This window comes from Streptomyces sp. NPDC097619, assembly GCF_040302735.1.
Lineage (GTDB): Bacteria > Actinomycetota > Actinomycetes > Streptomycetales > Streptomycetaceae > Streptomyces.
Map to the genome: position 1 here is coordinate 1 of NZ_JBEOSD010000005.1, position 21,177 is coordinate 21,177.

A 21,177-nucleotide genomic window follows, 5' to 3' on the forward strand; every position below is an offset into this window, starting at 1 on the left:
TACCCGTGATGATCTGGCCCGAGGACGGCCCCCTCATCGGCGGTGAATCCGATGCCATGGATTACGTGGGGAACGCCATGTACGGCGGAGCCGCCCGTCGGAGAACGACGGGCCGGGCGGAGGTGGACGTCGGATGACGGGCGGTCACCGGAAGGGGGGCGGGACCGCCCGTCGGGGCCCTTGCGGGCCGCCGGCTCAGCTGAGGTGCAGCTTCTGGCCGGGGAAGATCAGGTCGGCGTCGGAGACGATCTCCTTGTTGAGCTCGAAGAGCTTCTCCCAGCCGCCCTTGACCTTCTGGGCGGTGGCGATGGTGCCGAGGGTGTCGCCGGCCTTCACCTCGTAGGAGCCGTCGCCCTTCTTGTAGCCCTGGGCCGCCGGGGCGGTGGGCTTCGGGGCGGCCTGGCGCTCCGAGCGGGTGGTCGGCGCGGTCTCCTCGCGGGACTCGGTGCGCTTCTTCTCGCTGCGGGTCTCGTTCCGGGTCTCGGTGCGCTTGCCGGAGTCGGAGGAGCCGGAGGAGGAGTCCTCGGCGCCGCCGCCGTTGGAGGCGCGGGAGAGGCCGACGCCGCAGCTCGGCCAGGCGCCCTTGCCCTGGACGGCGAGGACCTTCTCGGCCACGGCGATCTGCTGGGCCTTGCTGGCCTGGTGGGCGTTGGAGGCGTACGCGGTGCCGCCGAAGGCCGCCCAGGTGGACGGGGCGAACTGCAGGCCGCCGTAGTAGCCGTTGCCGGTGTTGATGGACCAGTTGCCACCGGACTCGCACTGGGCGACCTTGTCCCACTCGGCGTTGGTCGCGGCACTGGCGGTGCCGGCGGCCATCAGCGGGGCGGCGATGGCGGCACCGGTGACACCGGCGAGCGTGACGATGCGGACGGCCTTGCCGGCGCGACGGTGCTTGCCCTTGCCCGAAAGCAGCATGGAGTTCTCCCTCACCGACGCCTACGAGGTGAGCTGTCGGGTTCGGGCCGATGCTGCCCGGCCGCGCGTCTGGCGCGCGGCTCCACCCCAAGCCGTTCCTGACCGTCTCTCAACGGCCGGGTCGGGCACTTACCTTGGGTCCCCCGCTCCTGCCTTCGGCGCTTGCGCGACGACTGTTCCCTGCGGCCGCCGGCAGGATTCGGCGATGCGGTCGAAGGGGCCCGCGGTGGCGAGCGGTTCAGACCGTAGGCAGAGGTCTCCCCGATGTTCAAGGACGGACATCGGGGAGAAATCGCCCTTACCCACCCCTTCGCAGCGGGCGTTTGCGCAGGTGAGCGGGCATATTACGGAAGTGTCACGACGGGCCTGGGCAGTTGGCGGGAAGAGACGCATGTCTCACCGAGATCAATACGGACATTCTTCCCTTAACTGGGCATCAGGCCCGTCCGAAGTGCCCCTATTTAGCAGCCAGATCGAGGTTCTGGCCGGGCTTGATGAGGTCGGCGTCCTCGCCGATGAGGCCCTCGTTGGCCGAGTAGAGGGCGTTCCAGCCGCCCTTCACACCCTTGGCATCCGCGATGCGCGAGAGGGAGTCGCCCTCCTTGACCGTGTACGTGCCCCCCTCGGCCCCGCCGGCCGGCAGCGTGCCGGTGGCGGTCTCGTCCGCAGGGGCGCCGCGGTGCCGGCCGGTGCCCTCGCCGGACGGCGGGGTGGTGGCGGAGGGAGAGCCCTCCGGGCTCGGCGTGCCGGCCGTGGCCCCGTCCCCGGCGCCGTCCGTGGCGCCCGTCCCGGAGGCCGCCGGGCTCTCCGGGGTCGCCGGGGACTCCGGGGTGGTGGGGGTGCCGGTGCCGCCCGGAGTCGCGGGCAGGGAGGGGGAGCCGGGCGTGGTCGGCGCCGTCGGCGTGGTCGGCGTCGTGGGGGCCGTGGGCGCCGTGGGGCCCGTGGGCGTGGTGGGAGCGCTCGGGGTGGTGCCGGTGGGCGGGGTGGTGCCCGGGGTGCTCGGCGCGCTCGGGGTGACGCTCGCCGGCGGCTCGGGGGTCCGCGGGGTGTCGGGCAGCCGCTCCGGGCGGGAGGGCGCCGGGGTGACCGGGCGCGGGGAGGCCGCCGAGCCCGGGTCCACGTCGGCCGCGGGGGCGGACTTGTCCAGTCCGGCGCCGGAGGCGCAGAGCGGCCAGGCGTGCGGGCCGTCGGTGGCGAGGAGGCGCTCGGCCACGGCTATCTGCTGCGAGCGGCTGGCGAGGTCGGGGCGGGGGGCGAATTCCAGGCCCCCGGCGCCCTTCCACATCTCCTGGGTGAGCTGGAGGCCGCCGTAGGAGCCGTTGCCGAAGTCGGCGCTCCAGGTGCCGCCGCTCTCGCATTCGGCCACCCTGTCCCAGGTGGTGGTGGACGCGGCGCTCGCGTTGGTCGCGGCCAGCAGGGGCAGCGCGAGTGCGGAGCCGGTGACTCCGGCCGTGACGACGAGCGCGGGTGCCTGACGAGGGCGCCGGTGGCGGCCATTCCCGGAACGCATGAGGGTGGACCTTTCGCGTGAACCGAAGCGGTGACGGTGAACGTAGCGGGCTTCGAACGCTTGTCACAAGTCGATGCAGCGCAGATCACGTAAAGGTCACACTCCTGATGGGGTGTCAGGAATGTTTGAATCCGGTTCAGTTGTCTTTCTGCCCGGATTCGGGCTCGCAACCCCCTTTCCGGGCATTCCGCTTCAGCTCACTCAGGGTGCTTTCGCGCTGGTCGGAGCGGGGGTGAAGGACACCGGGAGGGTCCTCAGTCCGCGCATGATGAGCCCGCCCCGCCAGCGCAGTTCGCTCGGGTCCACGGCGAGTTCCAGGTCCGGCAGCCGGGTCAGCAGGGTGGCCAGGGCCGTCTGCCCCTCCAGCCTGGCCAGCGGGGCCCCGAGGCAGTAGTGGATGCCGTGCCCGTACCCGAGGTGCTGGTTGTCGGTGCGCGAGAGGTCCAGGGTGTCGGGTTCCGCGAAGCGGGCCGGATCGCGGTCGGCGGCGGCCAGCACCACCAGGACCGGGTCCCCCGCGGCCACCTCCTGCCCGCCCAGGGTCAGCGGACGGGTGGCGAACCGCCAGGTGGCCAGCTCCACCGGTCCGTCGTAGCGCAGCAGCTCCTCGACCCCGCCGGCCAGCAGGTCCGATTCACCGCGGGCCAGGGAGTCCTGGAGGCGGGTGCGCTGGCCGGGGTTCATGAAGAGGGAGTGCAACCCGTTGCCGATGAGGTTCACCGTGGTCTCGAAGCCCGCGAAGAGCAGGATGAAGGCCATGGCGGCGGCCTCGTTCTCGGTGAGGTGCTCGCCGTGGTCGCTCGCCCGGATCAGACCGGAGATCAGGTCCTCGCCGGGGTCGTCCCGCTTGCGGTGGATCAGCTCGACGAGGTAGTTCCGCATCTTCTTGACGGAGCGGGCCACCCCGCCGCGCGGACCGCCGCCGTGCCGGATCATCATCCCGGCCCAGTCGCGGAAGTCGTCCTGGTCCTCCCGGGGGACCCCGAGCATCTCGCAGATGGCGTAGATGGGGAGCGGGAAGGCGAACTCGTGGATCAGGTCCGCCTCGCCCCGCGCGGCGAAGCCGTCGATGAGGTGGTCGGTCAGCTCCTGCACCCGCGGGGTGAACTCGGCGACCCGGCGCGGGGTGAACGCCTTCGACACCAGCCGGCGCAGCCGGGTGTGGTCCGGGGGGTCGATGTTGAGCAGGTGGGTCATCAGCTCGGCCTTGCGCTCGCCCGGGATGCCGGTCTTCCCCTTGGCGTGGGCGGGCTCGGCGTGGTGGGCCGGGTTCTTGCTGAGCCGCTGGTCGGCGAGGGCCTGCCGGGCGTCGGCGTACCGGGTGACGAGCCAGGCCTCGACCCCGCTGGGCAGCTTGGTCCGGTGCACCGGGGAGTGCTCGCGCAGCCACGCGTACGCCGGGTAGGGGTCGGTGGCGAACTCCCAGTCGAACAGGGTCGGGGCCGGGGGCGCGGCGGGGGCCGGGCGGTTCTCTTCGTGCACCCCCCGACCGTAACCCCCGTCGGACGGGGGCCGCGGATCGCCCCATATGACGGCTTCGCGGAGGCTGTCCGTGGATCGGACAGACCTTGACCTCCGGCGATCCGACGTTCCTACTGTCGGTTCTGTGGATGTGAGGATCTTGAAAAGCAGCTTCGCGGTGGTGGAGAGACGGGCCGAGCACGCGGTCAAGTTCTTCTACGCCCACCTGTTCCGGCACCACCCGGAGATCCGCGCGCTCTTCCCGGCCGCCGCCGAGGACATGGAGCGGCAGCGGGACCGGCTGTTCGCCGCCCTCACCCACGTGATCTCCCACCTCGACGACGAGGGGGTGGTCCCCTATCTCCACGAGCTGGGCCGCGACCACCGGAAGTTCCTGGCCGGCCCGGAGCACTACGCGGCCGTGGGCGGCAGCCTGATCGCCGCCCTCGCCGCCACCTCCGGCTCCGCGTGGAGCGCGGCGGTGGAGAAGGAGTGGGGGGAGGCGTACTCGGTGATGGCGGAGGCCATGATGGCCGGGGCCGCCGCCGGTACGGACCCGCCCTGGTGGGACGCCCGGATCGTGCGCCACCTGCGCTACGGCGAGGACCTCGCCGTGCTCACCCTCAGCCCGCACCTGCCGCTGCCGCACCTGCCCGGCCAGTACCTGAGCCTGAGCAGCGAGCGGGTGCCCACGCGCTGGCGCACCTACTCCATAGGCAACGCGCCCCGCCCCGACCACACCCTGGACCTGCACGTCAGCCGGATCGACGGGGGCCTGCTGAGCACCGCGCTGGTCGAGCAGGTGCGCCCCGGCGAGCTGCTGCGGCTGGGCGCGGCGGGCGGGGCGATGACCGTAAGGCCCGGGGTGCGGCCCATCAGCTTCGTGGCGGCGGGGACCGGCTGGGCGCCGGTGCGGGCCATGCTGGAGCAGTTGGCGGCGGAGCCGCCGGGCCGGGAGGTCCGCCTGTTCGTGGTGGCCCGGGACACCGCGCACCTCTACGACCGGCCGTTGATCGACGCCTGGGAGGAGCGGCTGCCGTGGCTGTCGGTCACCTACATCACCCCGGCGCCGGGCCGGCACCGCAACCAGGCCACCGCGCGGCTGGCCACGGCCCTGGGCAACCGGGGGCGGTGGCCGGACCACGACGTCTACCTGAGCGGGCCGCCGCTGTTCATCGAGGAGACGGCGGAGCTGCTGGAGGGGCTGGGCGCGGACCCGCGGCGGGTGTTCTACGACGCGGTGCCGGCGGGGGGCCCGGACCGGCCCCGCCCGCTGGGCTTCGGCGAGTGGTTCCTGGCCCCGCCCGACCCGCACTGGCTCAACCCGTCCGGTCGGGCCCCCGGGGGGCCGGGGACAGGGTCCTGAGCGGCCGGCGGACGGACCCGCCCGGGCGGGGGCCGAAGGGCGCGGGCTACGTCGCGAGGCCCTCGGCGGCGCGGATGGCGTCGCGGTAGGCGCGGGCGGCGGCCCGCAGGGCGGTCTCCGGGTCGGTGCCCTCGGCCTCGGCGCGGGCGGCCAGCGCGAGGAGTTCCCAGCCGATGCCCTGCCCGGCGGGCGGGGGGACGTCGAGGTCGGCGGTGCGGACGCGGCCGGCGAGCTTGGCGGCGAGGGCCAGTCCGGGCTGGCCCAGGGGGACCCCGTCGGTGACGGACTCGCGCCGCTTCTCCTCGGCCTTGGTCCGCATCCAGTGCGCCTTGACCTCCTCGGGGGTCTCGGCGGTCGCGTCCCCGAAGACGTGCGGGTGGCGGTGGACCAGCTTCTCCACGATGGTCGCGGCCACGTCGTCCACGGAGAAGGGCTCGTCGGGGTGCTCCTCGGCGATCCGGGCGTGGAAGACCACCTGGAGGAGGACGTCGCCGAGTTCTTCGCGGAGTTCGTCGCGCTCCCCGGTCTCGATGGCCTCGACGAGCTCGTACGCCTCCTCGATGCCGTACTTGGTGAGGCCCTCGTGGGTCTGGCGGGATGACCAGGGGCACTCGCGGCGGATCCGGTCCATGACCTGGACCAGGTCGAGGAGGCGGGCGCCGGGCAGGTCGTAGGAGCCGGGGAGCAGTTCGAGGTCGGGGAGGGTGTGCCGGCCGGAGCCGGCGAGGCGGGCCAGGCCGTCGGTGAGGCGGCGGTCGCCCTCGCCGGTGAGGAGGACGACGACGGTGCGGCCGCCGGCGCAGGCCGCGGCGAGTCCGGCGGCGTCCGGTTCCGCCCGCTCGACGGTGATCCCGGCCTCGTGGAGGTAGGGCAGCTGGGGGTGGGCGGGGTCCGCGCACAGCACGCGGTCGGCGGTGCGCAGCACCTGCCAGGACTGCCAGGAGAGCAGGCCGGGGGCGACCCGGTGGCTGGTGGTCAGCAGGACGATGCGGCCGGCGTCGGCCGGAGGGGCGGCGGGTGCGGATGCGGCAGTCACCCCACGAACCTACCTCCGGCCGGACGGGCCGGGCCGCCGCGGGGCCCGGTGCGGGCCCCGGGCGGGGTCAGCCGGCGGCCTGGACCTCGGGGGCGGCCTGTTCGGGGCGGGTGACCTGGCGGATCCAGGGGGTGGTGAAGGGTCCGACGGTGAGCTGGGTCGGGTCCCAGGCGCCGTAGCGGGGGTTGATCTTGACGCCGAGCTGCTTGGCGGCGGCCGAGGCCGGGGCGGCGATCTTGCCCTCGCCGTACTTCTGGTTGAGCTTGGCCAGGATCAGCTGGTCGCGCAGGGCCCGGTCGATCTGCGAGGGGGCGAGGCCGCCCTTCTGGAGGGCGAGGGATTCGAACTCCGCGAGGCCGCCGGACTGGGCGATGCGCTCCTTGCGGGCCTCCTGGAGGTCCCGCGGGGTGAGGGTGATCCCGGCGTTCTCGGCGGTGCGGTCCAGGACCAGGCTCTGGATCATGGAGTTGAGCTTGTACTTCTCCAGGCCCGCGGTGTCGGAGATCAGCTGGGCGCCGTGCGGGGAGCGGTTCTGCGCGTCGCGGACGTCCCGGGTCTGGGCCTGGAGGGCCGAGATCGTGATGCGTTCGCCGCCGACGACGGCCGCGGTGCCGGGCCGGGCCTCGCCCGAGCACGCGGTCAGCAGGGGGGCCGCGGCCAGCAGGGCGGCGGAGACGGAGAGCGCGGTGCGACGGTGCAAAGGAGCCTCCCGGGATGGGGTGCGGCGCGCGGGGCCACGGGGTGGGGGTGGCCGGGCGACGGACGGGCTTGTGCGCGGACGCACAAGGGCCTTGCGGTGATCGATGGTAGGAGTTCGGCAGGGGCTGGGCCACCGATTCGACCAACGAATTCCCCGGTTCCGGGGCACGCCGCGCCGGTCAGCCGCGAACCTGTCCGAGCCAGTGCAGGGTGCGGCGCACCTCGCCGGGGAACGGGTGGCCGGGCCCGTGCAGGCGTTCGGCGTCGTAGAGGAGCCGGGCCAGGGTGTCGTGGGCGGCGGCGCGGTCACCGAGGGCGAGCAGCAGGTGGGCGATGCGGCGGCGCACGTCGAGGGGCAGTTCGCGGTCCTGGTTGGCGTACTGGTTCTCGAAGTACGGCAGCAGGGCCCGGTATTCGGTGAGGGCGGCGGCGGGCTCCCCGAGCTGTTCCAGGCACTGGGCGGCCTCGTAGCGGAACTTGAGGGACTGCGGGTCGGCGGGGCCGCCGGTGCGGGCCAGTTCGTCGGCGAGGCCGCGGAGTTCGGGGAGGGCGCGGCGGTACTGGCCGTCGTCCATGAGGGTGGCGGCGTACTGCTTGCGCAGGGAGCGGACCACCGGGGAGTGCTCGCCGTGCTGGCGGACGGCGGCGGGGAGGATCCCGCCGAGGACGTCCACGGCCTGGGTGAGGCGGCCTTCGGCGAGGAGCCGGCGGACCTGGTCCACGGCCTCGGCCACGCCGGTCCGGCCCGGGTTCTGCACGGGGACGGCGGTGTCGGCGGGGGCGGCCGCGGCGGCGCGGTCGGGCCAGGGGGCGTGCGGGCGCACGAAGGGGCGGGTCGGGTCGAGGGGGCCGGGGGCGGCGGCCCCGCGGGCGGGCAGGAGGGGCACCAGGGCCTCGTAGACCTCCTGGGCCGAACCGGGGCGGTGCTGGGGGTCCTTGGCGAGCAGCCGCAGCAGCAGGGCCTCCAGGGCGGGCGGCACCTCGGGGCGCAGGCGCCGTACCGGGACGGGCAGTTCGTGCAGGTGGCGGTGGAGCACGCCGAGAGCGGTGGATCCGGCGAAGGGGACGGTGCCGCTGAGGAGTTCGTGGAGGACGACGCCGAGGGCGTAGAGGTCGGTGTAGGGGCCGACGGCGCCGCCCATGGCCTGTTCCGGGGCCATGTAGGCGGGGCTGCCGATGGGGGCGCCGGTGTGGGTGAGGCGGGTGGTGTCGGTGTCCATGACGGAGGCGACGCCGAGGTCGAGGACCAGGACGGTGCCGTCGGGCCGGATCATCATGTTCCGCGGCTTGAGGTCGCGGTGGACGATCGGGACGGCGTGCACGGCGGAGAGGACGGCGCACAGCTGGGCGGCCACGGAGACGGCCCAGGGCCAGGGGTACGGGTCGTGGTCGGCGAGGTGGCCGGCGAGGTCGGTGCCCTCGACGTACTGCATGACGAGGTAGAGGTCCTCGTCGTCGCTGCCGGCGTCGTGCACGGTGACGAGCCCGGGGTGGTCCACCTGCGCGGTGACCCGGCACTCGCGGACGAAGCGGCGGCGCATCTCCGCGGCGGTGGTGGCGCCGACCGGGCCGGTGACCTTGTCGGGGCGGAGGAGCTTGACGGCGACCCGGCGGTCGAGGGTCTGGTCGTAGGCCGTCCAGACCTGGCCCATGCCGCCCTGGCCGAGGAGGGAGGCGAGTTGGTAGCGGTCCGCGATGACGCGTCCGCTCACCGGCCGGGCTCCTGGTGACGGCCGTCGCCCTCGTGGCCCCGCTCCTCGCGGTGCAGCAGCTCGCTGAGCTCGTCGAGTTCGGCGCGGACCTGGCCCAGCCGCTGCGGGGGCGGGGTCTGGCCGGAGTGCGGGCCGGCCGGGTAGCCGTAGCCGGGCTGCGGCTGGGCTCCGGGCTGCTGCTGCGGGAGGCCGGTCTGGTGCGGCTGGGTGGTCTGCCCCGGTCCGCCGGGCTGCGGATGCTGCTGCGGGCCCGTCGGGTAGCCGTAGCCGGGCACGGACGGGTAGCCGGTGGGCACGGTGGGGTGCTGTCCGCCCTGCGGGAGGGGGCCGGCCTGGGGCCCGTACCAGGAGGCGGCGCGCAGCGCGGCGTAGTGGCGGATGTCCTCGAAGAGGTAGAAGGCCACGATCAGGGCGGAGGTGGCCAGCGAGCCGATCATGCCGATGTCGGTGCGCAGGCTGCCCTCGTCCTCGGGGTCGGCGGCGAGCAGCCCGATCCAGGTGACGTTCAGCAGGACGGTCACCACGAACACGACCCAGCTGCGCGGGGTGCGGGTGACGACGGCGACCCGCAGGGCGCTGGTCCAGGCGAGGAAGCCGCACGTGAGGACGTTCAGGGCGATGAAGAGCACGCGCAGCGAGACCAACGTCCGGTCGCTGGGGAGGTGACGGGGCCCGCCGGGCGGGACGCCGTAGCCGTGCATCGGTGCTCCTGGGGACTGCCGGGACTGCCGGGGGGACCTGCGGGGACGGTGGATCGGATCCGAGGGTATACACCGTGGCCGACAACAGACCCGGGGTTGTACCGAACCGTTGCCTTCGGGACACGCTCGGGACCGACCGTACCGTTCCCGGTCACGGCGCCGCCGCCCCGGTCCGGGGTACGGACGGGTTCGGTTCCACCCGGTACGGCCCCGCGCGGGGGCGGTCGCGGCGGGCGGGAGCGGACCGGCGGGATCCGGACACACCGGGGGCCCGCGGGGCGGTGGTCGGGCGCCGCCGGCGGGTACTTCCAGGGGCGGAGCGTCTCGCGGAGACAGGGGGATCCGATGCGCATCGCACGACTGACGGCCACCGCCCTCGTACCGGTGGTGTGGTGGGGGCTGGCGGGCTGCGGCTCGGGGGACGGGGCCGGACCGGAGGAGACCGTCACGGTCACCGCCTCCGTCTCCGTCTCCGCGAGCGAGGAGCCGTCACCGGAGGAGAGTCCCGAACCGTCCCCGGAGGAGAGCCCCGAGGAGTCTCCGGAGGAGTCACCGGAGCCCTCCCCCACGGAACCGGCGGAGCCCTTCGCCGACCTGTCGGGACCCGAACTCCTGGAGCGGGCCTACGCGGCGACCTCCGGGGCCGACAGCCTGCGCATGACCGGGCGCACGACGGGCGGCGGCGGTTCCGGGCGGCTCGACATGGCCGTGGACCGCGAGGGCCACTGCGAGGGCGGTCTGGAGGTGCCGGGGGCGGGCCCGTTGGAGCTGGTCAAGGACGACCGGTACGTCTACTTCCGGGCCGGGGCCGCCTTCTACCGGGCGCAGTCACCGGGCGGGGCGACGGACCCGGGGCGGGAGGCGGTGATCGCGATGATGGCGGACCGCTGGGTCCGGCTGCGGGCCGAGGCCCCGCAGGCCCGCGGGTTGACCGCGACCTGCGATCTGGACGGGCTGTTGGGCGGGGTGCCCTCGTCGAGCCCGCTGACGAGCAAGGGGGAGGCGGCGACGGTGGACGGCCGGCCGGCGTTCACGGTCACGACCCCGGCGGAGGACGGCCGCCCGACCACGGTGTACGTGGCCACCGAGGGCGAGCCGTACATCCTGCGGATCGTCTCCCCCGACGCTCCGGAGGGGGTGACCCTCTCCGCGTACGGGGAGGCGGTGGCCACGGACCCGCCCACCGGGAACGTGCTGGACCTGGAGACGTTCCAGGGCGGCGGGGGCTGACCGGTCCGGGACCCTTCCCCCGTGCCCGGCGGTCTCGACGAGCGGAGCGGACGAAAGCCGCGTAGCGTCACAGACGGGACATGGAAGGGAGCCCTCGGATGGGGATCTTCGACAGGTTCAAAGGCCAGGCGCAGGACAAGGCCAAGGACATCTCCGACTCGGTCGAGCAAGAGGTCAACGAGAAGACCGGCAACAAGTACGCCGACCAGGTCGACAAGGTCCAGCAACAGGCGGAACAGAAACTGGGCATCGACGACGACATGACCAAGTAGTCGCGACCTCCAGGGGTCACAGCCGCCACGGAACGGCGAAGAGCCGTCCCGGAAGGGCTTCAGGGACCGGTGGGACAAGGCCGCCCGCGCGCCGAGAGGTGACGCGCGGGCGGCCTCCGCCGTTCCGTCAGGAACCGAGCACGGTGGTGAGGAACTCCCCGGTCCAGGCGAGCAGTTCCCGGCCGACCAACGGCTTGCCGCCGATCTTCGCCGTCTTCGGGCGCGGCACCAGCACCTGCGAGGTGGCCGGCTTGAGGACCGTCCCCGGGTACAGCCGCTTGAGCCGCAGCTCCTGCGACTCCCGCAGCTCCACCGGCCCGAAGCGCACGTTGTTGCCCTGGAGGGTGATGTCCCCGACCCCGCAGGCCCGGGCCAGCATCCGCAGCCCCGCGACCAGGAGCAGGTTCTCCACCGGCTCCGGCAGCTTGCCGTAGCGGTCGGTCAGCTCCTCGCGGACCGCCCGGATGTCCTCCTCCGTACCCGCCGAGGCGATCGACCGGTACGCCTGGAGGCGCAGCCGCTCCCCCGGCGCGTAGTCGTGCGGGACGTGCGCGTCCACCGGCAGCTCGATCTTCACCTCCAGCGGCGGCTCCTCCTCCGCGCCGCCCGACTCCAGCGCCTTGCGGTAGTCCGCCACCGCCTCGCCGACCATCCGCACGTACAGGTCGAAGCCCACGCCGGCGATGTGGCCCGACTGCTCGCCACCGAGCAGGTTGCCCGCGCCTCGGATCTCCAGGTCCTTCATGGCCACGTACATGCCCGCGCCCATCTCGGTGTGCTGGGCGATGGTGGCCAGCCGCTCGTGCGCGGTCTCCGTCAGCGGCTTCTCCGGCGGGTACAGGAAGTAGGCGTAGCCGCGCTCGCGGCCCCGGCCCACCCGGCCGCGCAGCTGGTGCAGCTGACTCAGGCCGAAGTTGTCGCCGCGCTCCACGATCAGGGTGTTGGCGTTGGAGATGTCGATGCCGGACTCCACGATCGTGGTGGACACCAGCACGTCGAACTTCTTCTCCCAGAAGTCCACCACCACCTGTTCCAGGGCCTGTTCCGACATCTGGCCGTGGGCGGTCGCGATCCGCGCCTCCGGCACGATCTCGCGCAGCTTCGCGGCGGCCCGGTCGATGGACTCGACCCGGTTGTGAATGTAGAAGACCTGGCCCTCGCGCAGCAGTTCGCGACGGATGGCCGCGCCGATCTGCTTCTCCTCGTAAGGGCCCACGAAGGTCAGCACCGGGTGCCGCTCCTCCGGCGGGGTGGTGATCGTGGACATCTCGCGGATGCCCGTCACCGCCATCTCCAGCGTGCGCGGGATCGGCGTCGCGGACATGGTCAGCACGTCCACGTTGGCCCGGAGCTTCTTCAGTTGCTCCTTGTGCTCCACGCCGAAGCGCTGCTCCTCGTCCACGATGACGAGGCCGAGGTCCTTGAACTTCGTCTCCTGGGAGAAGAGCCGGTGGGTGCCGATGACCACGTCCACCGAGCCCTCCTTCAGCCCTTCCAGGGTGGCCTTGGCCTCCGTGTCGGTCTGGAAGCGGGACAGCGCCCGCGTCACCACGGGGAACTGGCTGTAGCGCTCCGAGAAGGTGCCGTAGTGCTGCTGCACCAGCAGCGTGGTCGGCACGAGCACCGCGACCTGCTTGCCGTCCTGCACCGCCTTGAAGGCCGCCCGGACCGCGATCTCCGTCTTGCCGTAGCCCACGTCGCCGCAGATCAGCCGGTCCATCGGGACCGACTTCTCCATGTCCTCCTTGACCTCGGCGATCGTGGTGAGCTGATCGGGGGTCTCCGCGTACGGGAAGGCGTCCTCCAGCTCCCGCTGCCAGGGGGTGTCCGGGCCGAAGGTGTGCCCGGGGGCCGCCATCCGGGCGCTGTACAGCTTGATCAGGTCGGCGGCGATCTCCTTGACGGCCTTCTTGGCCTTCGCCTTCGTCTTCGTCCAGTCGGCGCCCCCGAGCCGGTGCAGGGTGGGAGCCTCCCCGCCGACGTACTTGGTGACCTGCTCCAGCTGGTCGGTGGGGATGTACAGGCGGTCCCCGGGCTGGCCGCGCTTGGCGGGGGCGTACTCCACCAGCAGGTACTCGCGGGTGGCGCCCTGCACGGTGCGCTGGACCATCTCCAGGTACCGGCCCACGCCGTGCTGCTCGTGGACGATGTGGTCCCCGGCCTCCAGGGTCAGCGGGTCGATGGTCTTGCGGCGCCGGGTGGGCATCCGGCCCAGGTCCTTGCTGGCGGTCCGCTGGCCGGTCAGGTCGGTCTCGGTGAGGACGGCGAGCTTCAGCTCCGCGTCCACGAAGCCGCTGTCGAGCCCGGCGCAGGCCACCTGCACCAGCCCGGTCTCCAGCGTGGCGAGGCCGGGCTGCAGGCGGGCCGGGATGTCCTCGCCGCCGAGCACCTCGACGGTCCGGGCGGCCGGGCCGTGGCCCTCGGTCAGGAACACCGTCCGCCAGCCCCGGGCCAGCCAGTCCTTGGTGTCGGCGAGGGCGCGGGCGGTGTCCCCGCGGTAGCTCTCGGGGGCGTGCATGCCCAGCTTCAGGGTGTCCCCGCCGGTCTCCTCGTCGGCGGCGAACGGCGACACCGACCACCACATCATGCCCAGCTCGCGGGCCCGCTCCCGCACGTCCGCGATCCCCCACAGGGAGGCGGCGCCCACGTCGATGGGCGCCTCGCCGCCGCCCGCGGTGGCCGCCCAGGACGCCTGGAGGAACTCCTGCGAGGTGGCGACCAGGTCGGCGGCCCGGGTCCGGACCCGCTCCGGATCGCAGACCACGGCCATGGCCCCGGTCGGGAGCACGTCCAGCAGCAGCTCCATCTCGTCCACCAGGACCGGGGCCAGGGACTCCATGCCCTCCACCGCGATGCCCTCGGCGATCTTCCCGAGGAGCTCGCCCAGCTCCGGATGGGCCTCGGCGAGGGCCGCGGCCCGCTCCCGGACCTCGGCCGTCAGCAGCAGCTCCCGGCAGGGCGGGGCCCACAGCCCGTGCTCGGCCACCTCCAGCGACCGTTGGTCCGCCACCTTGAAGTAACGGATCTCCTCGACCTCGTCACCCCAGAACTCCACCCGCAGCGGGTGCTCCTCGGTGGGCGGGAACACGTCGAGGATGCCACCGCGCACGGCGAACTCCCCGCGCTTCTCCACCAGCTCCACCCGGGAGTACGCGGCCGCCGCCAGGGCCTCGGTCACCTCGCCGAGATCGGCGGTGCCGCCGTGCCGCAGGGCCACCGGCACCAGATCGGCCAGCCCCCGCACCTGCGGCTGGAGCACGGAGCGGATGGGCGCGACGACCACCGAGACCGGACCGGCCGCCGGATCGTCCTTGCTGGGGTGCCGCAGCCGCCGCAGCACCGCGAGCCGGCGGCCCATGGTGTCGCTGCGCGGGGACAGCCGCTCGTGCGGCAGGGTCTCCCAGGACGGGAAGTCCACCACCTCGTCGGGCGGCAGCAGCGAGCGCAGGGCCGCCGCCAGGTCCTCGGCCTCCCGGCCGGTGGCGGTCACCGCCAGGACGGTCCGCTCGGTGCGGCGGGCCAGCGCGGCCACCGCGAAGGGCCGGGCGGCGGGCGGGCCCACCAGGTCCACGTGCGCGCGGTGGCCGTCCGAGGCGGCCCGGACGGCCTCCGCGAGGGCGGGGTCCTGGATGACGGCGTCGAGCAGACCGTGCAGGCTCATGAGGAAGTTTCCGTCCGGTGCGGCGTGGGGGCAGGGCAACGCGAAGGACCCGACACGTCGTACGGGCCGGGGCCTCCCAGCCTACGACGCGGCCCGCGGCCCCGCGCGAAGGAATACCGGCCCGGCCCCGGTCGCGACCGGGGTCGCCGCCCGGGCTCCGGAAAAACTTTCGGATCCGTGTCAACCGGACCACCGCCCCCGGGCGTATACCGCGTGAGATCTGTCCAGACCCGGGAGCCGTCGTTGACCGTCGAGGAGTTCGAGGAGTTCTACGCTCACTCCGCGAAACAGCTGGTGGGACAGGTGTACCTGATGACCGGGGACCTCCACGAAGCCCAGGACGTGGTCCAGGAGGCCTTCGTACGGGCCTGGGACCGCCGGGCCCGCCTCAGCCGGGACGCGGGACCGGAGGCGTGGGTGCGCACCGTCGCCTGGCGGCTGGCCGTCAGCCGCTGGCGGCGGCGCGGCCGGGCCGCCGACGCCTGGCGCCGACACGGCGGGACCGCCCCCGCCGCCTCCCCGGGGCCCGGCACCGTCGCCCTGGTCGCGGCCCTGCGGCAGCTGCCGGAGAAGCAGCGCCGGGTCGCCGTCCTGCACTACGTGTGCGACCTCACCGTCGAGCAGGTCGCGGCCGAGACCGGGATCTCGGCGGGCACCGTGAAAACCCACCTGTCCCGCGCGCGCACCGCGCTCCGGCCCCACCTGGAGGCCCTCGATGCCTGATCCGCTGGGCGAAGCGCTGCGGCGCGCCGCCGACGACGCCGGGCGGCTGGCCGTCCCCGCCGACGTGTCCCGCATCGCGGCCCGCGGCTCCCGGCGCCGCCGCAACCGCCTGGCCCTCACCGCCGCGGCCGCCGTGTGCGTCCTGGCCGGCGCCGGACTGCTGGGCGTGGACGTGCTGCGGGCCGCCCCGGAACCGGTCACCCCGGCGGTGCCCACCGGCACCGGCGAGCCCTCCGAGTCCGGCAGCTCCTCGCTGCCGACCGGCGGGACCGACGGAACCGACGGGGCCACCCCCACCGGCAGCGCCACCGGCTCCTCCCCGTCCGGGACGGGCTACCCGGACCCGCCCGCCACGGGCACCGGGGCCGGGTTCGGGATGCCCGGCGACGGCGGCACCGCCACCCCCTCGGCCTCCGTCCCGACCGGCCCGGACGGCCCCTCCGCCACCGGCCCGACGGACGGCGCCGAGCCCTTCGCACCCGGCCCCGGCCCCACGGGACGGCACTCCGACGGCGCCCCCACGTACCCTGTGACCTCCCCGACCCCGGCCCGCTGACCCGAGGACCTCCCATGTCTGCGCACCACCCGGCCGGTGGGAAGGGGGCCGCCGCCACGCAGCCGCCTGCCGCCGGGCCCCTCCCCACCGGCGGCCCCGCCGCCCCGACACCCGCCGCCCCCACGGCCCCCACCACGACCGGCACCGGCGCCGGCCCGGTGCTGCCGGCCGCCGTGCCCTGGCCGCGGACCTCCGGCGACCCGGCGGGCGACCACCGGCCCGGGCACGGCACACCGGGCGGGCAGGACGGGCCCGACGGCCGCGACGGGGACCGGGACGGCGGGCCGGCCGGCCGGAGCGCCGCGCTCCTGCGGCGGCTGTCGGCCCGCGGGCCGCTGCTGCTCTCCCTGGGCCTGTTCCTCGCCTACGCCACCCTCAGCGTGCTCCGCTACCGCCGCATGGAGACCCTCTCCTGGGACCTCGGCATATTCGAGCAGGCCATCCGCGCCTACGCGCACCTCCAGGCGCCCGTGGCCGACCTCAAGGGGCCCGGCACCCACATCCTCGGCGACCACTTCAGCCCGATCACGGCCCTCATCGCGCCCTTCTACCGGCTCTTCCCCACCCCCGTGACCCTGCTCGTGGCGCAGGCGGTCCTGTTCGCCCTGTCCGCGCTGCCGGTCAGCCGGGCCGCGGTCCGGCTCCTCGGTCGGGGCCGGGGCCTGGCGGTGGGCCTCGCCTACGGCCTGTCCTGGGGCGTACAGAAGGCCGTGGACTTCGACTTCCACGAGATCTGCTTCGCGGTGGCCCTGCTCGCCTTCTCCCTGGAGGCCCTGCTCGCCGGCCGCCACCGGGCCGCCCTGTGGTGGGCGCTGCCGCTCGTCCTCGTCAAGGAGGACCTGGGGGTGACCCTGGCCGCGGTGGCCCTGGTGGTGGCCCTGCGGGCCCGGAGAAACGATCCGCGCACCGCCCGCCTGGCCCTGGCCACCGCCTTCTTCGGACTGCTGGCCGCCCTCGTGATCTTCAGCCTGGTGATCCCGGCCTTCAACACCGCCGGGGACTACGACTACTGGACCAAGCTCGACGGTCCCGGGCCGCTGGACGGGTGGGACACCAAGTTCCGCACCCTGCTGTGGATCCTGCTGCCCACCACCGGGCTGCTCGCCCTGCGCTCCCCGCTGCTGCTGGTGGCCCTGCCCACGGTGGGCTGGCGCTTCCTCTCCGGGGACGACCACTACTGGGGCACCGACTGGCACTACAGCGCCGTCCTCATGCCGGTCCTGGCGCTGGCCCTGGTGGACGCCGTGGACCGCGCCCGGCGCAGCCCGCGCCCCTGGCTGCGCTCCTCCGCCCAGCAGGCCCCGGCGGCCGTGGCCGCGGCGGCCCTGGCGTTGACGCCCTCGCTGCCGCTGGCCGCCCTCACCGAGGGCCGCACCTACGAGAAGAGCGCCCGGGTCACCGAGGTCGAGGCCCTGCTCGCGCGGATCCCGGACGGGGCGAGCGTGGAGGCGGACGTCGGCCCGATCGCCCGGCTCACCTCCCGCTGCCGGGTCTTCTGGATCGGCGGCACCAAGGGGGTGGTCCCGGACTGGATAGCCGTGGACAACTCCTCGGGCTGGATACCGGACCCGCGGGAGTACGCCCGTCAGCTGCACCCCGACGCCTCCTTCGTCCCCGCCGGAGCCGCCCACGGCTTCGTCCTGATGAAGCGGACCTGAGCCGCGGCCCGCACGGGCGGCGCGGAACGCACGGGCCACACGGGACGCACGCCGGAGGGCCCGGAACGCGAGACGCGTTCCGGGCCCTCCGGCGTACCGCCGGTCCCCTCGTCACCCCCGTGGCACGAGGGGAACCGGCTACTCGGTGGCGATGGCGGTGAGGACGTTCATCCGGCCGGCCCGGAAGGCCGGGACCAGGGCGGCGATCAGACCGACCAGGGCCGAACCGGCGAACACCCCGAGGATGGTCGGCCAGGGGATCTCCAGGACCCCCAGGCCCTCCAGGGCCAGGAGCTGCTGGGCGGTGGCCCCCCAGCCCATGCCCAGCCCGAGCCCGAGGAGGGCGCCGAACAGGGCGATGACCACGGACTCCAGCCGGATCATCCGGCGCAGCTGGCGGCGGGAGAGGCCGATGGCCCGCATCAGACCGATCTCCCGGGTCCGCTCCACCACCGACAGGGCCAGGGTGTTGACCACGCCCAGGACGGCGACCACGATCGCCAGGGCGAGCAGGCCGTAGACCATGTTCAGCAGCTGCCCCACCTGGTCCTTCAGGGCCTGCTTGTAGTCGGTCTGGTTGAGGACCTGGTACTGCGGGTACGCCTCGACGGCCTTCTTGAGCGCCGCGTAGGCGGTGTCGGCCTGCCCGTCGGCCGCCTTGGCCAGGAGCATGAACGGCCGCGGCATCTTCTCGGCGGGCAGGTGCCGCGCCGCCGTGGCCGTGGAGACGTACATGACGCCCTTGTCGAGGCTGCCGTCGTCGGAGGCGATGCCGCGGACGGTCAGTCGGGCGGTGTCGCCGCCGGCGAAGGCGACGGTGAGGGTGTCGCCCAGCTTCGTGCCGTGCTCCTCGGCGTACAGGGAGCCCACCACGATGGCGTCCTTGCCGTAGGCGGCGGCGTGGCTGCCCGCGACCATGTCCCGGCGCACGTCCTCGGCGTAGGAGGGGTCGGTGACCGAGAGGTTCTCCTTCGTGGCGGCGCCGGTACCGGTGACCTTCACGTCCACGCCGCGGTAGGCGGTGACGTGGGCCAGGCCGGGGACCTTGCGGACGGCCTGCTCGGTCTGCGGCATGACGGGCTGCCCGGTCTGGGACTGGAGGATGTAGTCCGCGCCCACGGAGCGGTCGAGCTCGTCGGTGGCGGAGGCCACCATCGAGGAGCCGACCACCGACAGGCAGGCCACCAGGGCCAGGCCGATCATCAGGGCCGCGCCGGTGGCGCCCGTCCGGCGCGGGTTGCGCAGGGCGTTGCGCTCGGCGAGCCGGCCCACCGGGCCGAAGGGCTTGAGCACGGCGGTGGAGAGCACCCGGACCACGACCCCGGCCAACAGCGGGCCGATCACGATGAATCCGATGAGGGTCAGGACCACGCCCAGGCCCAGCCACAGGGAGCCGGTGGACGCCTTCTCCGCGACGGCCGTCAGGTAGAGGCAGCCGGCGCCGGTGCCGGTGAGGAGCAGGCCGAGGACGGCGCGGACGGTGCCGGCCTTGCGGTCCATGGGGCTGCCGCTCTCCCGCAGCGCCGCCATGGGCGAGACCTTCCCGGCCCGGCGGGCCGGGATGTACGCGGCGATCACGGTGACGACCACGCCGAGGAAGATGCCGATCGCCGGGGTGGTCCAGGCGACGGTGAGGTCGTCGGTGGAGAGGTTCATGCCCATCTGGCCCATGAGTCGCATCAGGACCACGGCGAGACCGACCCCGGCGCCCACGCCGAGGAGGGAGCCGACGACGCCCAGGATGAGGGCCTCGGTGAGCACGGAGCGGTTGATCTGCTCGCGGCCGGCGCCGATGGCCCGCATCAGGCCGATCTCGCGGGTGCGCTGGGCCACCAGCATGGAGAAGGTGTTGAAGATCAGGAAGATGCCGACCAGCAGGGCGATCCCGGCGAAGCCGAGCATCACGTACTTCATGACGTCGAGGAACTCGCCCACGTCGGCGCGGTTGGCGTCGGCGGACTCCTTGGCCGTCTGAAGCTTGAACTCTCCGCCCAGGGCCCCGGCGAGGTTCTTCTTCAGCTGCTCGTCGGTCACGCCCTCGCGGGCGGTGACGTTGACGTGGGTGAAGGCGCCCGGGGCACCGAGCAGGGCCCGCTGGGCGGTCGGGGTGTCGAAGTAGACCACCGCGGCGCCGGGGTTGGTGACCGTGAAGGCGGCGATGCCGGTGATCCTGGCACGGGTGTCGCCGGTCACGGCGATGGTGCGCAGTTCGTCGCCCAGCTTCAGCCCGTGCTTGTCGGCGGTGTCGGCGTCGACCATCACCTCGGTGGGTCCGCGCGGGGCGTGCCCCGAGGTGATCTTCATGGACTTGAGCTCGTTGTCGTTCCAGTTCCCCGCGATGGTGGGGGCGCCGGTGGTGGAGCCCATGTTCTCGTTCTTCGCGTTGACGACGGTGACGGCCATGGACATCACCACGCCCTCGGCCGAGGCCGCGCCCGGTGCCTTCGCCGCCCGGTCCACGAGGGCGGCGGGCAGGGCCTCGGGCTTGGCGCTGCCGGGCATCTCGTCCCCGTCGCCCGCGTCCTTCGGGCTGACGGTGACGTTCGCGGAGGTGATCGCGAAGAGCTTGTCGAAGGTGGTGTTCATGGTGTCGGTGAACACCAGCGTGCCGCAGACGAAGGCCACCGACAGCAGCACCGCCACCGCCGAGAGCGCCATCCGGCCCTTGTGGGCGAGGAAGTTGCGGACCGAGGTCTTCCAGACGGTCATGAGGTCCGCCCGCGCGCGTCGAAGTCCTTCATGCGGTCGAGGACCTGATCGGCCGTCGGGGAGGACATCTCGTCCACGATCCGGCCGTCCGCCAGGTACAGCACCCGGTCCGCGTAGGAGGCGGCGACGGGGTCGTGGGTGACCATCACGATGGTCTGGCCCAGCTCGTCCACCGAGCGGCGCAGGAAGCCCAGTACCTCGGCGCCGGCGCGGGAGTCCAGGTTGCCCGTGGGTTCGTCGCCGAAGATGATCTCGGGTCGGGCCGCCAGGGCCCGGGCCACCGCCACCCGCTGCTGCTGGCCGCCGGAGAGCTGGGTGGGCCGGTGCTTGAGGCGGCCGGCCAGGCCGACGGTCTCCACGACCCGCTCCAGCCAGGCGCGGTCGGGCTTGCGGCCCGCGATGTCCATCGGCAGCGTGATGTTCTCCAGGGCGTTCAGCGTCGGCAGCAGGTTGAACGCCTGGAAGATGAAGCCGATGCGGTCCCGCCGCAGCTGCGTCAGCTTCTTGTCCTTCAGCCCGGTGATCTCGGTCTCGTCCAGGAAGATCTGCCCGCCGCTGACCGTGTCCAGCCCGGCCAGGCAGTGCATCAGCGTGGACTTGCCGGAGCCCGAGGGCCCCATGATCGCGGTGAACCGGCCCCGCATGATGTCCACGTCCACGTGGTCCAGGGCCACGACCCTGGTCTCCCCGGAGCCGTACGCCTTCACGACCTGGCGCGCCCGCGCCGCCACGGCCGTACGTCCGCCGGTACCCCCGTGCCGGGGAATGGTCACAGCCGTTGTCACGGTCTTCTCCTCTGGAATTCGTCCGTACTCACGTCGTCACTCACGTCGTCGTTCACGTCGTCTGCTCGCGTCGTCCACATGGCCGCCCGACCGGTCCTGCTCCGCTCGCGCGGCCTCGGCCAGTCTGGTCCGGAGCGGATGCCGGGCACCCTGGTGCCCGGCGGCGTATCCGTACGGGGGCTA

General features: G+C 73.6%; 16 protein-coding genes and 1 riboswitch. Of the genes, 6 read left to right on the forward strand and 10 right to left on the reverse strand.

Annotated features, from left to right (window positions below):
• Window positions 1-195: 195 nt before the first annotated feature.
• The 3 genes from ABTZ17_RS02345 to ABTZ17_RS02355 all read right to left on the reverse strand — a co-directional run bounded on the left by ABTZ17_RS02345 (window position 196) and on the right by ABTZ17_RS02355 (window position 3,907).
• Window positions 196-915 carry a transglycosylase family protein gene (locus ABTZ17_RS02345; protein ID WP_352193589.1) on the reverse strand — a complete coding sequence of 240 codons (720 nt, stop codon included), beginning with the start codon at window positions 913-915 and terminating at the stop codon, window positions 196-198.
• 3 nt (window positions 916-918) lie between these two features.
• Window positions 919-1,086, reverse strand: a riboswitch (cyclic di-AMP (ydaO/yuaA leader).
• Between the two features lie 286 nt (window positions 1,087-1,372).
• Window positions 1,373-2,425: a transglycosylase family protein gene (locus ABTZ17_RS02350; protein ID WP_352193590.1), complete on the reverse strand. Its 1,053-nt coding sequence runs from the start codon at window positions 2,423-2,425 to the stop codon at window positions 1,373-1,375.
• Between the two features lie 201 nt (window positions 2,426-2,626).
• Window positions 2,627-3,907 carry a cytochrome P450 family protein gene (locus ABTZ17_RS02355; RefSeq protein ID WP_352193591.1) on the reverse strand — a complete coding sequence of 427 codons (1,281 nt, stop codon included), beginning with the start codon at window positions 3,905-3,907 and terminating at the stop codon, window positions 2,627-2,629.
• Window positions 3,908-4,037: 130 nt separating this feature from the next.
• Here ABTZ17_RS02355 and ABTZ17_RS02360 point away from each other — a divergent pair, with 130 nt between their 5' ends.
• The gene (locus ABTZ17_RS02360) at window positions 4,038-5,252 is read left to right on the forward strand and encodes a globin domain-containing protein (RefSeq protein ID WP_352193592.1); all 1,215 of its coding nucleotides are present in this window, start codon (window positions 4,038-4,040) and stop codon (window positions 5,250-5,252) included.
• A 46-nt stretch (window positions 5,253-5,298) separates the two neighbouring features.
• On the opposite strand, the gene ABTZ17_RS02365 is transcribed toward ABTZ17_RS02360, so the two are convergent.
• From ABTZ17_RS02365 to ABTZ17_RS02380, 4 genes are all read right to left on the reverse strand, one after another.
• On the reverse strand, window positions 5,299-6,288 hold the full coding sequence (locus tag ABTZ17_RS02365; RefSeq protein WP_352193593.1) for a nucleoside triphosphate pyrophosphohydrolase: 990 nt from the start codon (window positions 6,286-6,288) through the stop codon (window positions 5,299-5,301).
• 67 nt (window positions 6,289-6,355) lie between these two features.
• Window positions 6,356-6,988 carry a SurA N-terminal domain-containing protein gene (locus ABTZ17_RS02370; RefSeq protein WP_352193594.1) on the reverse strand — a complete coding sequence of 211 codons (633 nt, stop codon included), beginning with the start codon at window positions 6,986-6,988 and terminating at the stop codon, window positions 6,356-6,358.
• A gap of 178 nt (window positions 6,989-7,166) precedes the next feature.
• Entirely contained in the window at window positions 7,167-8,699 is a 1,533-nt protein-coding gene (locus ABTZ17_RS02375) for a serine/threonine-protein kinase (RefSeq protein ID WP_352193595.1), read from the reverse strand.
• Complete coding sequence (locus ABTZ17_RS02380) at window positions 8,696-9,400, reverse strand: hypothetical protein (RefSeq protein ID WP_352193596.1); 705 nt, start codon at window positions 9,398-9,400, stop codon at window positions 8,696-8,698. Before ABTZ17_RS02380 ends, ABTZ17_RS02375 begins: the two co-directional genes overlap by 4 nt.
• 345 nt (window positions 9,401-9,745) lie before the next feature.
• Here ABTZ17_RS02380 and ABTZ17_RS02385 point away from each other — a divergent pair, with 345 nt between their 5' ends.
• Window positions 9,746-10,630, forward strand: a complete 885-nt coding sequence (locus ABTZ17_RS02385) for a hypothetical protein (RefSeq protein WP_352193597.1) — start codon at window positions 9,746-9,748, stop codon at window positions 10,628-10,630.
• Window positions 10,631-10,710: 80 nt separating this feature from the next.
• Window positions 10,711-10,902, forward strand: coding sequence for an antitoxin (locus ABTZ17_RS02390; protein ID WP_502994576.1), 192 nt, complete (start codon window positions 10,711-10,713; stop codon window positions 10,900-10,902).
• Window positions 10,903-11,029: 127 nt separating this feature from the next.
• Here ABTZ17_RS02390 and mfd read toward each other — a convergent pair whose 3' ends face one another.
• Window positions 11,030-14,563 carry a transcription-repair coupling factor gene (mfd, locus tag ABTZ17_RS02395; RefSeq protein ID WP_352193598.1) on the reverse strand — a complete coding sequence of 1,178 codons (3,534 nt, stop codon included), beginning with the start codon at window positions 14,561-14,563 and terminating at the stop codon, window positions 11,030-11,032.
• A 243-nt stretch (window positions 14,564-14,806) separates the two neighbouring features.
• On the opposite strand from mfd, the gene ABTZ17_RS02400 reads away from it, so the two are divergent.
• Genes ABTZ17_RS02400 through ABTZ17_RS02410 form a run of 3 tightly spaced genes read left to right on the forward strand, consistent with a single transcriptional unit; the run spans window position 14,807 to window position 17,500 of the window.
• The gene (locus ABTZ17_RS02400; RefSeq protein WP_352193672.1) at window positions 14,807-15,286 is read left to right on the forward strand and encodes a SigE family RNA polymerase sigma factor; all 480 of its coding nucleotides are present in this window, start codon (window positions 14,807-14,809) and stop codon (window positions 15,284-15,286) included.
• Window positions 15,279-15,842 carry a hypothetical protein gene (locus ABTZ17_RS02405; RefSeq protein WP_352193599.1) on the forward strand — a complete coding sequence of 188 codons (564 nt, stop codon included), beginning with the start codon at window positions 15,279-15,281 and terminating at the stop codon, window positions 15,840-15,842. Before ABTZ17_RS02400 ends, ABTZ17_RS02405 begins: the two co-directional genes overlap by 8 nt.
• 14 nt (window positions 15,843-15,856) lie before the next feature.
• A complete protein-coding gene (locus tag ABTZ17_RS02410) occupies window positions 15,857-17,500 on the forward strand; it encodes a DUF2079 domain-containing protein (RefSeq protein WP_352193600.1) in 1,644 nt (547 codons plus the stop codon).
• 138 nt (window positions 17,501-17,638) lie between these two features.
• Here ABTZ17_RS02410 and ABTZ17_RS02415 read toward each other — a convergent pair whose 3' ends face one another.
• Window positions 17,639-20,209, reverse strand: coding sequence for an ABC transporter permease (locus ABTZ17_RS02415; protein ID WP_352193601.1), 2,571 nt, complete (start codon window positions 20,207-20,209; stop codon window positions 17,639-17,641).
• Window positions 20,206-20,994: an ABC transporter ATP-binding protein gene (locus ABTZ17_RS02420; RefSeq protein ID WP_352193602.1), complete on the reverse strand. Its 789-nt coding sequence runs from the start codon at window positions 20,992-20,994 to the stop codon at window positions 20,206-20,208. The genes ABTZ17_RS02415 and ABTZ17_RS02420 overlap by 4 nt, the downstream gene beginning before the upstream one ends.
• Window positions 20,995-21,177: the final 183 nt, after the last annotated feature.